At 75.0% G+C, this 14,816-nt stretch carries 10 protein-coding genes; 6 read left to right on the top strand and 4 right to left on the bottom strand.

The window, feature by feature from the left end; translation table 11 throughout:
* Positions 1–1,429: tyrosine-protein kinase domain-containing protein (locus tag HGCM_RS19540; RefSeq protein ID WP_019135051.1), on the bottom strand; the 1,429-nt coding region annotated here is incomplete at its 3' end.
* A gap of 145 nt (positions 1,430–1,574) precedes the next feature.
* On the bottom strand, positions 1,575–2,477 hold the full coding sequence (locus HGCM_RS16325) for a glycosyltransferase family 2 protein (protein ID WP_019135050.1): 903 nt from the start codon (positions 2,475–2,477) through the stop codon (positions 1,575–1,577).
* Positions 2,478–2,595: 118 nt separating this feature from the next.
* Between HGCM_RS16325 and HGCM_RS16320 the strand changes: the two genes are divergently transcribed.
* From HGCM_RS16320 to HGCM_RS16310, 4 genes are all read left to right on the top strand, one after another.
* Positions 2,596–3,267, top strand: a complete 672-nt coding sequence (locus HGCM_RS16320; protein ID WP_019135049.1) for a hypothetical protein — start codon at positions 2,596–2,598, stop codon at positions 3,265–3,267.
* Positions 3,268–3,406: 139 nt separating this feature from the next.
* On the top strand, positions 3,407–7,840 hold the full coding sequence (locus HGCM_RS01065) for a PKD domain-containing protein (RefSeq protein ID WP_019135048.1): 4,434 nt from the start codon (positions 3,407–3,409) through the stop codon (positions 7,838–7,840).
* A gap of 32 nt (positions 7,841–7,872) precedes the next feature.
* The gene (locus HGCM_RS16315; RefSeq protein WP_218917026.1) at positions 7,873–8,850 is read left to right on the top strand and encodes a glycosyltransferase family 2 protein; all 978 of its coding nucleotides are present in this window, start codon (positions 7,873–7,875) and stop codon (positions 8,848–8,850) included.
* Positions 8,811–9,887 (top strand): glycosyltransferase, encoded by a 1,077-nt coding sequence (locus HGCM_RS16310; RefSeq protein ID WP_019135047.1) that lies wholly within the window; start codon positions 8,811–8,813, stop codon positions 9,885–9,887. Before HGCM_RS16315 ends, HGCM_RS16310 begins: the two co-directional genes overlap by 40 nt.
* On the opposite strand, the gene HGCM_RS16305 is transcribed toward HGCM_RS16310, so the two are convergent.
* Positions 9,815–11,119, bottom strand: a complete 1,305-nt coding sequence (locus HGCM_RS16305) for a hypothetical protein (protein ID WP_019135046.1) — start codon at positions 11,117–11,119, stop codon at positions 9,815–9,817. The genes HGCM_RS16310 and HGCM_RS16305 overlap by 73 nt on opposite strands.
* A 156-nt stretch (positions 11,120–11,275) precedes the next feature.
* On the opposite strand from HGCM_RS16305, the gene HGCM_RS01045 reads away from it, so the two are divergent.
* On the top strand, positions 11,276–12,349 hold the full coding sequence (locus tag HGCM_RS01045) for an acyltransferase family protein (protein WP_081596333.1): 1,074 nt from the start codon (positions 11,276–11,278) through the stop codon (positions 12,347–12,349).
* Complete coding sequence (locus tag HGCM_RS16300; protein WP_019135044.1) at positions 12,346–13,515, top strand: acyltransferase family protein; 1,170 nt, start codon at positions 12,346–12,348, stop codon at positions 13,513–13,515. Before HGCM_RS01045 ends, HGCM_RS16300 begins: the two co-directional genes overlap by 4 nt.
* On the opposite strand, the gene HGCM_RS16295 is transcribed toward HGCM_RS16300, so the two are convergent.
* Positions 13,488–14,615 (bottom strand): glycosyltransferase family 4 protein, encoded by a 1,128-nt coding sequence (locus HGCM_RS16295; protein WP_019135043.1) that lies wholly within the window; start codon positions 14,613–14,615, stop codon positions 13,488–13,490. The two genes, HGCM_RS16300 and HGCM_RS16295, sit on opposite strands and share 28 nt — an antisense overlap.
* Positions 14,616–14,816: the final 201 nt, after the last annotated feature.

The raw sequence follows: 14,816 nt of genomic DNA, 5'->3' as shown, positions 1-14,816 counted from the left end.
CGACGGGCCGGGCCACGGCCGCGGTGGGCGCCTGGGCGGCGGGCACGGCGTGCGGAGGCCGACGGCGACGCCAGCCGCGCCGTGGCCGGTCCTCGTAGGTGTACAGCCGGTCGTGGCCCTTCTCGCGGACGCCGTTCGCCACCAGCCCGAGCACCGCGACGTCGATCGCGTCGAGCTGGCGGAGGGTCTCGGCGAGCTGCTGGCGCCGCACGCGCCGGCAGCCGGCGACGACGACCGCGCCGTCCGCCCGCTTCGCGAGGACCGCCGCGTCCGTCAGCGCCAGCATGGGCGGCGTGTCCAGCACGACGGCGTCGTACATGGCCGACGCCGCGGCCAGGAAGCTCGCCATCGCCGCCGAGTCGATGAGCTGGCTCGGGTTGGGCGGGAGTTGCCCCGCGGGCATGACATGGAGGCCCGCGGGCCCCCAGACCTGGACGACGTCCTCGATGGTCGCCTCGCCGACCAGCACCGTCGACAGGCCCGCCGCGCCCTCGATGCCGACCATCCGGGCCACCGACGGGCGACGCAGGTCGGCGTCGACGAGCAGGACCCGCTGGCGCTTCTCGGCGATCGCCATGGCGAGCGCGAGGGCGGTCGTGGACTTGCCCTCGCCCGGTACGGAGGAGGTGACGACGACGACGCGCGAGCGCGTGGACGCGGTGACGAACTGCAGGTTCGTGTGCACGCGCCGGTAGGACTCCGCGAGCGCCCCGCGCGGCCGCAGCGCGAACGCGGCGGGTCCCTCGGACCGCAGGCCGCGGTCGAACGGCACCGAGCCGAGCAGCGGGCGCTCGGGCGCGCCGGGGAAGTCGCGCGGGCTGCGCACGCGGGTGTCGAGGCGCGACCACAGGACCGCGATGACGAACCCGAGCAGCAGGCCGGCGGCCGCGGGCACGCCGACGCTCCGCTTGAGGCTCGGCGAGAAGGGGGTGCTCGCGGGGGTGGCGGCGGAGACGACGGTGAGCGCGACGGAGGGGTCGCCCTTCTCGGTGCGCGGCGTGATGTCCTGCACCGTGGACGAGAGCTCGGTCGCGACCGCGTTCGCGATGTCCGCCGCGACCTCGGGGTTCCGGTTCGTCGCGCTGATCTCGACGAACATCAGGTCGAGCGGCGAGTCGGCTCGGACGGACCCGGCCAGCGCCTTGGCGCTCGTCTGCAGCCCCAGGTCGTCGACGACGGGCTCGAGGACGGCGGGCGTCGTGGCGAGGGCCGCGATCGACGCGATGAGGTTCTGCGTGAACGTCTGGCCCTGGACCCACTCCGCGGTGGTGTCGCCGCGCGTCGGGGACACCCAGACCTTGGCCGTCGCGCGGTAGGCGGGCGTCTCCTGCGAGTACTGGTAGTAGCCGACGCCCGCGCCGACCGCCGCCAGCACGGCCAGGACGAACCACCGCTTGCGCAGGGCGGCGACGAGGTCCGCGAGTTCCACAGGCTGGCTCCTGGAGTGGTCGGTGCTGGCGCTGCGGGGCACGGGGCGGCCGGGCCCGGAGCGCGTCGTCGGATGTCTCCACGATCGCATCCGTGGCGACGAAACGGGCGATCCGTACGATATCTCCCCGTTCGCCGGGGCGTTTTCACCCGAGCGGCTGCGCCGCACGGGTGAACGTCCGGACCAGTTCGAGCAGGCCCGCCCCCGTCCCGCGCGCGGCGGCGACCAGCGTCGGGCCCGGGCGCAGGAGCTGGCGGCGCCCGCCCCGCATGAGCACGCGCCAGGCGTAGGCGGGTGCCCGGACGGCCCAGCGCAGGCGGCCGCGCCGGTCGAGGTGGGTCGCGGCAAACAGCAGGCGGTTGCGGCAGTTGTAGTAGTAGTACGCCCGCGACTTCGCGCGACCGCCGCCCTGCGTGCCGCCGACCTGGTGGACGCACGTCGCCTCGTCCACCAGCTCCAGGGTCCCGCCGGAGCGGACCCAGCGGTACGAGAGCTCGACGTCCTCCCAGTAGAGGAAGTAGCGCTCGTCGAACCCGCCGCGCGCCTGCCAGGCGTCGAGCCGGACGCACAGGCACGCGCCCGTCAGCCACGGGACCCCCGGCGGTGCGGGGCGGTTCGCCGTGCGGCCGGTGCGCAGGTCGAGCGACGCCCCGGCGAACCAGGGGGAGCCGTCGGGGCGCACGACGCGGGGGGCGGCCAGCACGGCCGGGCGGGCGCGGACGCGGCGCACCAGCGTGGCGGCGTCCGCGCGGGGCAGCGCCGCGTCGGGGTTGACGACGAGGGCGACGTCGTGGCCCGTCCGTGCCGCCCGGTCCACGCCCCTGTCGACGCCCGCGCCGAACCCGAGGTTCGTCGCGGGCTCGACGAGGTCCCAGCCGTGCCGGGCCGCGAGGTCGCGGGCCGCGGCGCGCGAGGCCGCGGTGGACCAGTTGTCGACGACGACGACGTCCACGCCGGGGTCGAGCAGGAGGGGGTTGTCGAGCAGGATCGCGGGGTCGCCGTAGCTGACGACGACGACCGCGACGCCGGTCAGGTCGTCGTCCGCCACCGTGCCCCCTCGGCTGCCGAGTTTCATCCCCTGCGCGCCGGACCGCCCCGGGCACGGCAACCGTATGCTGACGGCTCGCCGTCGCGGCCGGCGCGTGCGGGTGAGATCGGAGGCGCAGATGAGCCAGGCCACGCCCGCCCCCGCTCCGCGGCCGCGCCGCCTGTGGCTCCTCCTCGGCCTGCTGGCCGTCGTCGCCGCCGTCGTCGTCGCGGTGCTCCTCAGCCGGGGCACGGTCGCCGCCGTCCCCCCGGCGCCCACCGGCTCCGCCAGCTCGTCGTCCCCGGCCCCCGGCGGCCCCACCGCCTCGGCCACGTCGCGCCCGGCCTCGCCGTCCCCGTCCGCCACCCGGTCGTCGTCGCCGACGTCGCCGGCGCCGGGCGGCCGGCCCACCGCGGCGCCCGTGCCGATCACGGCCACGGCGACCCCGGTGCGGGGCGTCACCGCCCACGTCGCCCGCATTGAGGCCGTCACCGGCAAGGCCGAGCTGCCCGGCGAGGTCGGCGGTCCCGCGCTGCGCGTGACCGTCCAGGTGGACAACGGCACGCGCAAGGCCGTCGACCTGCGCGGTCTCGTCGTCAACCTCTACGTCGGGCGCGACGCCGCCCCCGCCGTCGAGCTCTCCACGGGCGAGCGCGCGATGCCCGACTCGGTGGCGCCCGGGAAGTCCGCCAGCGGGGTGTGGGTGTTCACCGTCCCGGCGGACGAGCGGGACCTCGTCGCCGTCGAGGTGGACCTCGCGACCGACGTGCCCGTGGTGGTGTTCCGGGGCGAGGCTCCTCCGGCTGGGTGATTCCGCCCGGTTCGGCCCGAGTTCACCCGGCCGACCTGTGCTGGTTTGTCCGTATTGCTCCTACAGTCTCGCCCAGGAGCGACCCCTCACGCCCCCCGAGCGTGGACCCCCTCGGTCGCGGACACAGTCAGGAGCAGCCATGATGCGCACCCTGCGGCTCGGGCGGGCATGGGCGGTCGTCAGCGGCCTCGCCGTGGCCGGAGCGGTGAGCCTCACCGCCGTGCCCGCGATGGCCGACTCGGCCCCCGCCGACCCGGCGGTCACGCCGACCGTCACGGCCGACGGCCTGCCGACGGCGCAGATCAACGGCGTCGTGTGGGACCAGGAGATCGTGGGCAACACGGTCTTCGTGGGTGGCAACTTCACGAAGGCGCGCCCCGCGGGCAGCGACCCGGGCGTGAACGAGGTGAACCGCACGCACCTCATGTCCTACAACGTGACCACCGGCGTCATGACCTCCTGGGCTCCCGTGCTGAACGGCCAGGTGAAGGAGCTCGCGCTCTCGCCCGACAAGACGCGGCTGTACGTGGCCGGCCAGTTCACGACGATCGACGGCGCGTCCCGCACCCGCCTCGCCGCGTTCGACACCGCGACCGGTGCCCTGGTGTCCACGTTCAAGCCGTCCGTGAACTCCACGGTCAACACCGTGACGGCGTCGGCGAACGCCGTCGTGTTCGGCGGCATCTTCACCAGCGTCAACGGGGCGGCACGCAACCAGCTCGCCGCGGTGACGCCCGCCGGCGCCAACCTCAACGGCTTCGTCCCGACGCCCGCGGGCGGCTCCATCCAGGCCTCGACCTTCGCGCCGGACGGCCAGTCGGTCGTCATCGGCGGCGGCTTCACGACGATGAACGGGTCGAGCAGCCCGGGCTACGGCCTCGCGCGGCTCTCGATCACGGACGGCTCCCAGCTGTCGCTGCCCGTGAACACCTACGCGCGCAACGGCGGCGACGACTCGGCGATCCTCAGCCTCGAGAGCGACGGCGACAACTTCTACGGCACCGGCTACCACTACGGCGGCGGCGGCAACATCGAGGGCACCTTCGCCGCGGACTGGGCGACCGGCAGCCTGCAGTGGGTCGAGGACTGCCACGGGGACACGTACTCGTCGTACCCGGTCGGCGACGTCGTCTACTCCGCCAGCCACAAGCACTACTGCGGCAACTCGAACGGCTTCCCGCAGACGGACCCGTGGAGCTTCTACCGCGCGACGGCGCTGACGAAGACGGCCAAGGGCGTCAACACGCCCGACATCTACGGCTACCCGGACCACGACGGCGAGCCGCGCCCCGACATCCTCTACTGGTACCCGAACATCAACACCGGCACGTTCACCGGCAAGGGCCAGGGGCCGTGGTCGGTCTCGGGCGACTCCCGCTACGTGGTCTACGGCGGCGAGTTCACGCGCGTGAACAACGTCAAGCAGCAGGGCCTCGTGCGGTTCGCCGTGCCGTCCATCGCCCCGAACGCGGAGGAGCCGGTCCTCAAGACGACGAACTGGCCGCTGTCGGTCAAGTCGTTCGCGTCGGGCACGGCCCGGATGTCGTGGCAGACGAACTGGGACTACGACAACGAGACGCTGACGTACAAGCTCTACCGCCAGAGCACGAACAACCCCCCGATCTACACGAAGACCGTCACGGCCCCGTTCTGGAAGCCGCAGACGATGAGCTTCACGGACACCGGCCTGACGCCGGGGTCGTCGCAGCGGTACCGGGTCACGGCGACCGACCCGTACGGCAACACCTCCGTGTCCGAGTGGATCACGGTGACGATCAGCGACGGCGCGCCCCTGTCGGGCTACGCGAGCAAGGTGCTCGACGACGGAGCGGTGGACTACTGGCGCCTCGACGAGACCGCCGGCCCGACCGTGTACGACTGGGCGGGGATCGGCGACGCGGTCGCGGGCTCCGGCGTGACCTTCGGCCAGCCCGGCGCGACGGGTGACTCGGACACGGCGGCGTCGTTCAGCGGCACGTCGGCCGGTCTCGCCGCGAGCCAGGCGCTGGTCGACGGCCCGCAGACGTTCGCGATCGAGGCGTGGTTCCGCACGACGACGACGTCCGGCGGCAAGATCGTCGGCTTCGGCAACCGGAACACCGGCAACAGCACGAACTACGACCGGCACGTCTACATGGAGACCAACGGCCGGGTCACGTTCGGCGTCTACCCGGGCAGCTCCAAGACGATCACGTCGAGCCGCGCCTACAACGACGGCCAGTGGCACCAGGTCGTGGCGAGCCTCGGCCCGGACGGCATGAAGCTGTACCTCGACGGCACGCGCGTCGCGCAGAACGTCGCGGTGACGTCCGCCCAGGCCTACGCGGGCTACTGGCGCATCGGCGGTGACTCGCCGTGGGCCGGGAACGCCTACTTCAACGGCGCGATCGACGACGTGGCGATCTACGGCGCGCCGCTGAGCGCCGCGCAGGTGGACGGCCACTGGGTCGCCTCCGGCCGGACGTCCACCCTCCCGGTGGCACCGGCGGACGCGTACGGCGCGGCGGTCTTCTCCCTCAACCCCGACCTCTACTGGCGGCTGGGCGAGTCGACCGGCAGCTCCGCGGCCGACTCCGGACCGCTGCGCAACGGCGGCGTGTACTCGGGCGGCGTGACGAAGGGGGCGTCGGGCGCCATCTCGGGCCTGACCAACACCGCCGCGACGTTCAACGGCTCGAACGGGCTGGTGGCCAGCGCCGCGACGTTCAGCAACCCGACGACCTACAGCGAGGAGCTGTGGTTCCGTACGACCACCACGTCGGGCGGCAAGCTCATCGGCTTCGGCAGCGCCAACACCGGCACGTCGTCGAGCTACGACCGGCACGTCTACATGAACAGCGCCGGGCAGCTGACGTTCGGCGTGTGGACGGGCCAGGAGAACACCACGACGACGAGCGGCTCCTACAACGACGGCGCGTGGCACCACCTCGTCGCGACGCAGTCCTCGGCCGGCATGCGGCTGTACGTCGACGGGCAGCTGCGCGGGTCGCACCCGCAGACCTCGGCCCAGGACTACACCGGGTACTGGCGCGTCGGCGGCGACACCGCGTGGGGCGGCGTGCAGCCGTGGTTCGCGGGCACGATCGACGAGGTCGCCGTGTACCCGGTGGCGCTCACCCCGCAGCAGGTCACCCAGCACTACCAGCTGGGGTCGGGCACGGTGCCGAACCAGGCGCCGACGGCTGACTTCACGGTCACGCCCGACGGCCTGAAGGTGGACGTGGACGGCGCCGGCTCGAGCGACCCGGACGGGACGATCGCGTCCTACGCCTGGACGTTCGGCCCGTCGGGCACGGGGACGGGCAAGACCGCGTCCTACACGTTCGCCACGGGCGGGACGTACACGGTCGGGCTCACGGTCACCGACGACGACGGCGCCACGGCGCACGTCGAGAAGCAGGTGACGGTGACGCCGCCGAACCAGGCGCCGACCGCGGCGTTCTCGTTCACGACCTCCGGCCTGCGGGTGGACGTCGACGGCTCGGCGTCCAGCGACCCCGACGGCACGGTCGCGTCCTACGCGTGGGCGTTCGAGGGCGGCGGCAGCGGCTCCGGGGCCACCGAGTCGCACACCTTCGCGTCCGCCGGCACGTACACCGTCCGGCTCACCGTGACGGACGACGACGGCGCCACCGCGCAGCTGGAGAAGCAGGTGACGGTCGTCGCGCCGCCGAACCAGGCGCCCGACGCCGACTTCACCGTGACGGCCACCGGCCTGCGGGTCGACGTCGACGCCTCGTCCTCGAGCGACGCCGACGGCACCGTCGAGGGCTACGCGTGGACGTTCGGCGCCGCCGGCACCGGCTCCGGCAAGACGACGTCGTTCACCTTCCCGGCGGCCGGGACGTACACGATCGGCCTGACCGTGACGGACGACGACGGCGCCACCGGGCACCGCGACCGCACCGTGACCGTCACCGCCCTGCCGGGCGGGGAGGAGCCCCCTGCCGACGCGCTGGCGTGGGACGCCTTCGGCCGGTCCGTCTCCAACGGGTGGGGCTCGGCGCAGGTGGGCGGCGCCTGGACGTCGACGGGCACCGCGAGCCGGTTCTCCGTCGCCTCGGGCGTCGGCACGCACAGCCTCACCGTCAACCAGACGCTGACGTCGACGCTGGACTCCGTGTCGCAGACGAGCTCGGACACGCGGGTGACGATCAGCCCCGACAAGCTGCTCACGGGCGGCGGGTCGTGGGTGACCGTCCAGGGCCGGGTCGTGGGGTCGAACTACTACGGCGCGCGGCTGCGGCTGCAGGCCGACGGGACCGTGCAGGCGCACCTGATGCGGGGGGCGACGGCCGTCCGCGGAGGAACCGTCGCGGGCCTCACGTACGCGGCCGGCGACCAGCTGCGGGTGCGCCTGCAGGTGACCGGCACCAGCCCGACGCAGCTGAACGTGAAGGTGTGGAAGGCCGGCGACACCGAGCCGACGGCGTGGACGTACAGCCTGAGCGACTCCACCGCGGGCTTCCAGTCCGCCGGCTCGCTCGGCCTGCAGTCCTACCTGTTCGGGACGGTGACGAACGGTCCGATCGCCATCCGGTTCTCCGACTTCAGGTCGGTGCCGGTGGCGTGACGAGCACCACCACAGGTCGACGGGAGGTCGGCGTGCGCCTCACGGTCGCCACGCTGACCTTCCGTCGTCCGGACGACCTGCCCGCGGCGCTCGCGGCCCTCGTGCCGCACGTCGAGGCGGTGCCGGGCGCCGAGCTCCTCGTCGTCGACAACGACACCGTCCCCTCGGCGCGCGACGTCGTCCTGGCCTGGTCGGACGCGCACCCCGTGCGCTACGTCCACGAGCCGTCGCCGGGCATCGCGGCGGCCCGCAACCGCGCGCTGGTGGAGTCCGCGTCGTCGGACCTCGTGGTGTTCGTGGACGACGACGAGCGGCCCCGCGCCGGCTGGCTCGCCGCGCTGCTGCGGACGTTCGAGAGCGAGCGGTGCCTGGGCGTCGCCGGTGCCGTCGTGTCGGTGTTCGAGCAGGAGCCGGACGCGTGGATCCGCGCCGGCCGGTTCTTCGAGCGGCTGCGGCACCCCACGGGGACGGTCGTGCCCGTCGTGGCGACCAACAACCTGCTGCTCGACGCCCGCGTGCTGCGGGCGTGGGGCCTGACGTTCGACGAGGCGTTCGGCCTCACGGGCGGCTCCGACACGGTGTTCTCGCTGGAGGCGGGGCGGCGCGGCGGCCGGTTCGTCTGGTGCGACGAGGCCGTGGTCGAGGACGCCGTCCCCGCGAGCCGGGCCACCCGCTCCTGGGTGCTGCGCCGCGCGTACCGGATGGGCAACACCGGCGTGCGGGCGCGGGTGCACGTCGCGCCCGACGCGGTGCACCGCTGGGGCGCCCGCGGCGCCGGCGCCGCGCGGGGAGCCGTGCGCGTCGTCGGGGGGCGCGGCGCAGGCGCTGCTCGGCGTGCTGACGCGCTCCCTGGCACGCCGCGCGCGCGGCACCCGCACCGTCGCGCGTGGCGCGGGCATGCTGGCCGGCGCGGTCGGGCACGTCTACGCCGAGTACGCCCGGCCCGAGACCCGCCAGCCGGTCGCCGCGCGTGGGTGAGCAGCCTGCCGGCCTGGACCGGCTCGTCGTGATGTCGTCGCTGCGCGCCGTCCGTCCGACCACGAACCCGTACGTCGTCGAGCTGAACGAGCGGCTGGCGCGCCGCGTCACCGTCGAGCTGTTCTCGTGGCGCCGGTTCCTCCTCGGGCGCTGGGACGTGCTGCACGTGCACTGGCCCGAGGTCCTCGTCCGACGCCGGACGCCGTCACGGACGTGGCTCGCCGCGACCCTGCTGCGGCTCGGGCTGCTCCGGGCGCGCGGCGGGCGCCGCGTCGTCGTCCGCACGGTCCACAACCTGGAGCCGCACGAGGGCCAGGCCCCCGCGGTGCGGCGCGCGCTGGACGCCGTCGACCGCGCGACCCGCGGGTGGGTCGTCCTCAACGGGCACACCCCGCCGCCCGGCCCCGGCCCCGTCGCCGTCATCCCGCACGGCACGTACACGCAGTGGTACGCCGGGGCGCCCGAGCCCGCGGCCGTGCCCGGCCGGATCGCCTACGTGGGGCTCGTGCGCCCGTACAAGGGGGTCGACGACCTCGTCCGGGCGTTCCGCAGCACCGCGGACGACGCGCTGACGCTGCACGTCTGCGGGCGGCCGCAGGACGAGGCCGCGGCCGACGCGCTGCGCGCGCTCGCGGGGGACGACCCGCGGATCCACCTCGACCTGCGCCACCTGCCGGACGCGGACCTCGCGCGCGAGGTCCGCCAGGCGGAGCTCGTGGTGCTGCCGTACCGGGCGATGCACAACTCGGGCGCCGCGCTCCTCGCGCTGTCGCTCGGCCGGCCCGTGCTCGTGCCCCGCAACCCCGTCACCGACGACCTCGCGGCGGAGGTCGGCGCCGCGTGGGTGCAGCGCCTCGAGGGGGCGCTCGACGGCGGCGCCCTCGTCGACGCGTGGTCGCGCGCCCGCGGGCTCACGGGCGCCCCGGACCTCGGCGCGCGCGACTGGGACGAGATCGCGGACGCGCACGTGCGGTTCTTCGCGAGCCTCGTGGGCCGTCAGGACGAGGCGGGGGCCTCGGTGGGGGTGCCCGGGGCCGCCACGGGCTCAGGAGCCGACCGGCGCCGGTAGGCGGGCGGTGCGGTGCCCGACCCCGCTCTCTCCTGCAGGAGCAGGCCGAGGGTGAGGGCGATGAGCGGGGTCGAGCTGTACAGCGGGCTGAAGAACGCGTTCCACAGCAGCCGGACGCCGAGGAACAGCACGAGCGCCGACGCCACGCGGGCCTGGACGAGCGTGACGAGGGACCCCACGCTCCACCAGATCACCGCGACGACGAGGGCGATCCCGGCGAGCCCGAACGCGGCCCACGTGTCGCCGAGGACCGAGTGCAGGACGAAGCCCTGACCGAACATGTAGCGCTCGACGTAGCCGTTGTCGGGGTCGTACCCGAGCGTGGCCATGCCCTGCTTGGCGACCCCCACGTCCGCGACCCCGGCGAGCGTGCCCGCGCCGAACCCCCACGGCCGCTCGAGGAACAGCGCCGCCGTCGCGCCCATCTCCGGGCGCGAGCCGAGCAGGATGTTGCCGGTCGCCGCGATCTGCACCTGGCTGCGCTCCTGCGCGCTCTCGCCGAGGTACCCGTCGAGGATGAGGCCCTGGCCCACCTGGTAGATCCCGAAGACCAGCACCGCCGCCACCACCACGACCCGCGCGCGCGAGCCGGCCCGGCTGCGCGGCGAGATCGCCTGCCACGCGGTGAACGCCGCGGCGAGCACGAGCATCGCGAAGGTCGAGCGCCCGCCGGCCAGCGCCGACGCGACGCCGAGGACGAGCGTGAGCGTGATCTCCAACCAGCGCCGGCCCCACGCCCAGGCGAGCGCCAGGGCGGTGATCGTCACGGGCACGGAGAACCCGAAGCGCCAGACGTTCTCGTCGAACCGGCCCGAGCTCAGCGCCCCGCCCAGCATGCCGACGCCGAACAGCGCGCCCACCGCCGGCGCGGGCATGACCGTGCGCGCCCACAGCAGCAGGCCCGTGCCGACCACGAGGTTCGCGAGCGCCATCAGCGTGGCGGCGGCGAGCCGGTCGGAGGTGTGGTGGTCGTCCACCGCGAACCACATGAGGACGACCCCGGACGCGGCGGACAGCAGCGCGAGCGCCACGACGAGCCGCGCGCCCGGGAACCGGGAGAGCTTGCTCAGCCACACGGGCGCGAGCAGCGCGCCGACGACCGTCGCGGCGCTGAGGGTGAGGTACACGCCGCGGTCGAGCCCGACGAGCAGGACGCACGCGCCGGCGACGGCGAGCGTCACGACGTCCGGCCGCGGCGGGGACGTCGATCCGGCCCACCGCTGCGTCGTCATGGGCCTCCCTCGCACCGTCCGGGCCGCGGACGAGTGCGTGGGACGGCGGCCGGAGGGGACCAGCGTACGGGCCGCCGCCCGGTGCCCGACGGCGGCCGCGAGATTTCGCCCGTCGGGCCCGCAGACCCGCCCGAGGCCAACGCCTAGCATGGCCGGGTGCGGACAAATGCGGACAACACGGGTGCGCCCGCGGTGGGCCGTGCTCCGCGCCTGGACTGGGTGGACCAGGGCCGCGGCCTCGCGATCTGCCTGGTCGTCCTGCTCCACGCCGCGAACTGGCTGCTGGCCGCCGGGGCGGACGTGCGCGGGTGGGTCGAGCTCAACCTCGTCGCGTCCTCGCTGCGCATGCCGCTGTTCTTCGTGCTGTCGGGCCTGTTCGCGGCGAAGTGGCTCCGCGGGTCGTGGCGCGACCTGTGGACGCGCAAGGTCCGGCTGTTCGTCTGGGTCTTCTGCCTGTGGACCGTCATCGGCGTCGCCGCGTTCATGCTCGGCGTGCGGGTCATGCTCGGCGAGGGCTCGCTGCGCGGCATCCTCCTCACGCTCGTCCTCGCGCCCGTCATGCCGAAGCTCGAGCTCTGGTTCATCTGGGCGCTGGCCCTGTTCTTCGTCGCGGCCAAGGCGACCCGTCGGGTGCCGCCGGCGGTCCAGCTCGCCGTCGCCGGCGTCGGCTCGGCGATCGCCCTGAGCGGCTGGGTGACCCAGAGCCCCGGCTGGAGCGGCGTGGTGAAGTACTACGCGTTCTTCCTGTTCGGCATCTACGGCCGCGACCTCGTGCTCCGGCTCGGGAGCTCGACGCGACGGAGCGCCGCGGCCGCGTGGCTCGGCGGCTGGCTCGTGGTGTCGCTCGTCCTGTGGCGGTTCGACCTGCGGGAGCTGCCCGGCGCGTACTTCGTCAACTGCGTCCTGGGTGTCGGCGCGGGGGTGGTCGTCAGCCGGCTCGTCCGCGTCCCGGCGCTGCGCCGCGTCGGCGCGCGCACGCTGCCCGTCTACCTCACGCACACGCCGGTGATCATGCTCGTCTGCTCGGCGCTGCACCTGCTCGGGGTGACGGACGCCGGCGTCGTGATGGCGGTGCTGCCACCCGTGCTCGTCGCCGGCGTCGTCGCGTTCGCCTGGTGGCTCAGCCACGCGGTGGAGGGCACGCGCTGGGCCTGGCTCTACGAGGTGCCGCAGCGACGCCGGCGGGCGCCGGCGGACGGGCCCCCGGCGGTCGCGCAGGTGCCGGCATGACCTCCCCGGCCGTGGCCGCCGAGCGCGGGACCGCGCCTGAGGCCGCGGACGCGCCGCGCGCGGGGACCCTGGCGGCGGTCTTCGACCCGCGGCTCAACGGCCTCAACCTGCTGCGGCTGGCCCTCGCCGTCGGCGTGATCCTGCGGCACTCGTTCACGATGCTCGGCGAGCGTGCGGCCTGGACGCCCGCCGAGGTGCTCATGCGCTCGGTGTTCGTCGACGGCTTCTTCGCGATCTCCGGCTTCCTCATCATCCGGAGCTGGGTCGAGCGTCCGGACGCGCGCCGCTTCCTGCGGGCGCGGGCGCTGCGCATCCTGCCCGGCTTCTGGGTGTGCCTGCTCGTCGTGGCGTTCGTCGCGGCGCCGGTGCACGCCTGGCTGCGCGGCGAGGCCGTGGACGCGGCGTTCCTCACCGACGCGTGGGGCTACGTCTGGCACAACGCGGCGCTGTGGATCTTCCAGGACGGCATCGACGGGGGGCCGCTCGGCGCGTCCGCGGCGGAGGCCGGCACGTGGAACGGCTCCCTGTGGACGCTGTCCTGGGAGTTCGCCTGCTACCTCGGCGTGCTGGCCCTCGGCCTGCTCGGGCTCCTGCGGCGCCGGTGGGTGGTCCCGGCGCTCTTCGTGCTCGCGCTCGCGACGCTGCTCGTGACGCTGGTGCCGGCCTACGACGTGGCGATCGTCCACCACGCCGCGCGGTTCGCGACGATGTTCCTCGCCGGTGCGCTCGTCTACCAGGCGCGGACGTGGCTGCCGGTGCGCGGCTGGCTCGTCGCGGCGTGCGTGGCGCTCGTCGTGGCGTCCGCCGCGCTGCCCGACTACCGCGCCGTCGGCGCGCTGCCCCTCGCGTACGCGTGCGTCGCGGGCGGGGCCATGATCAAGGTGCCGGCGCTGCGGCTGCGGACGGACCTGTCGTACGGCGCGTACATCTACGCGTTCCCCGTGCAGCAGCTGCTCGTCGCGCTCGGGCTCGCCGCGTGGGGCGTCGGCGGGTACTTCCTCGCGTCGGTGGCGGTGACGGCGCCGCTCGCGGCGCTCAGCTGGTTCGTCGTCGAGCGGCCGGCCCTGCACCTCAAGGACGCGCGCCGGCGCGCGCGCGTCGCGCCCGAGGCGGCGCCCGCGCGGACGGCGGAGGCGGCTCAGGCCGTGCCGGACCCCATCGGCTGAGCCCGGTCGCCGTCGGCGAACATCCACGCGTCCGCCGCCAGCCGGCCGTCGGCCGTGGGCAGGTCGGCGCGCACGGACGCGGGGTCCCGCACCGTGCGCAGCGCGGCCGCGAGCGCCTCGGCGACGGTCTCGGCGCGGCCGTCGTCGGGGACCACGTGGTGCCCGTGCGCGTCCAGCCAGTCGGCCAGCCCCGTCTCGCTCGTCGTCACCACGGTGCAGCCGTGCGCGAGCCCCTCGACGATCGGCAGACCCACCTGCTCGCGCCACCGGGCGGTCCGTCGGGAGGGCAGGACGAGCACCTGCGCCGAGCGCAGCACCGCGTGGATGCGGTCCCGCGGCGGGTCGACGAGGAGGTCGACGTCAGCGCGCTGCGCCAGCTCCCGTGCCAGCGGCTCCAGCGGGCCCTTGCCCACGAGCGTGAGCCGGGCGCCGGGCAGCTCGCGCGCCACGTGCGGCCACGCCGCGGCGAGCAGCGGCAGGCCCTTGCGGTCGGCGAACGCCCCGAGGAAGACGGCGCCGGCCCGGGGCTCGTCGCCCACGCACCCGCACGGCTCCGGGAGGGCCGGGACGACGGTGGTCCGCAACGGGCGCCGGTGGCGGGGGAACGCCTGCGCGTACATGCGCTCCGCCGCCGGGGTGCCGAACGCGACCCGGTCGCACCGGGACCAGACGAAGCGCGCGAGCGCGAGGTCCACGCGCCGGGCCAGCCGGCGCCGCAGGCCGGGCTCCCGCACGTCGCGCGGGTCGAGGTTGTCGATGGCGTAGGTCACGACGACCGGTCGCGCGCGCCCGAGCAGCGCGCGCAGCCCCAGCCACGCGAGGGTGACCGCCGTCCGCCGTGCGCCGTCGAGGAGCGCCGGCTCGTTCACCTCGAGCGTCGTGACGCCCGCCCGTCCGACGAGCCGCGCGGCGCCGAGGGCGCCCACCTGCACGGCGCCGACCCGGCGGGCCAGCTCCGGGTCGAAGTCGTAGCGCGCCTCGTCGAACAGGAGCAGCGCCGGCGGAAGGGTGGCGGCGCGCTCGAGGTGCGCCGTGCGGGCGGTCCGGTAGAGGCGGGCGCGCCCTCCCGCGGCCGGCGGAGCGGACGGCGGGGGAGTCACGTCGAGATCGTGGCACGGACCCGGCGGCGCCCGGTCGCGCCGTGCCCGATTTCACCCGAGTTGGGCGTTGTGGCATCTTTCCCCGCGTCAGCAGGATGGGTCGACGCGGGCCGAGCCGGCCCGCCAGCCGCGACGGGGGAGGCGCGATGGCCGTCGAGCCCGCTCGGGCGCCCGTCGGGGTGCCCGCGCCGGACGCGCGCA

The sequence above is a fragment of the Cellulomonas massiliensis JC225 genome, assembly GCF_000312005.1.
GTDB lineage: Bacteria > Actinomycetota > Actinomycetes > Actinomycetales > Cellulomonadaceae > Cellulomonas > Cellulomonas massiliensis.
The sequence above is the reverse complement of the archived record's forward strand: the minus strand, read 5'-3'. Positions and strand labels throughout refer to the sequence as shown.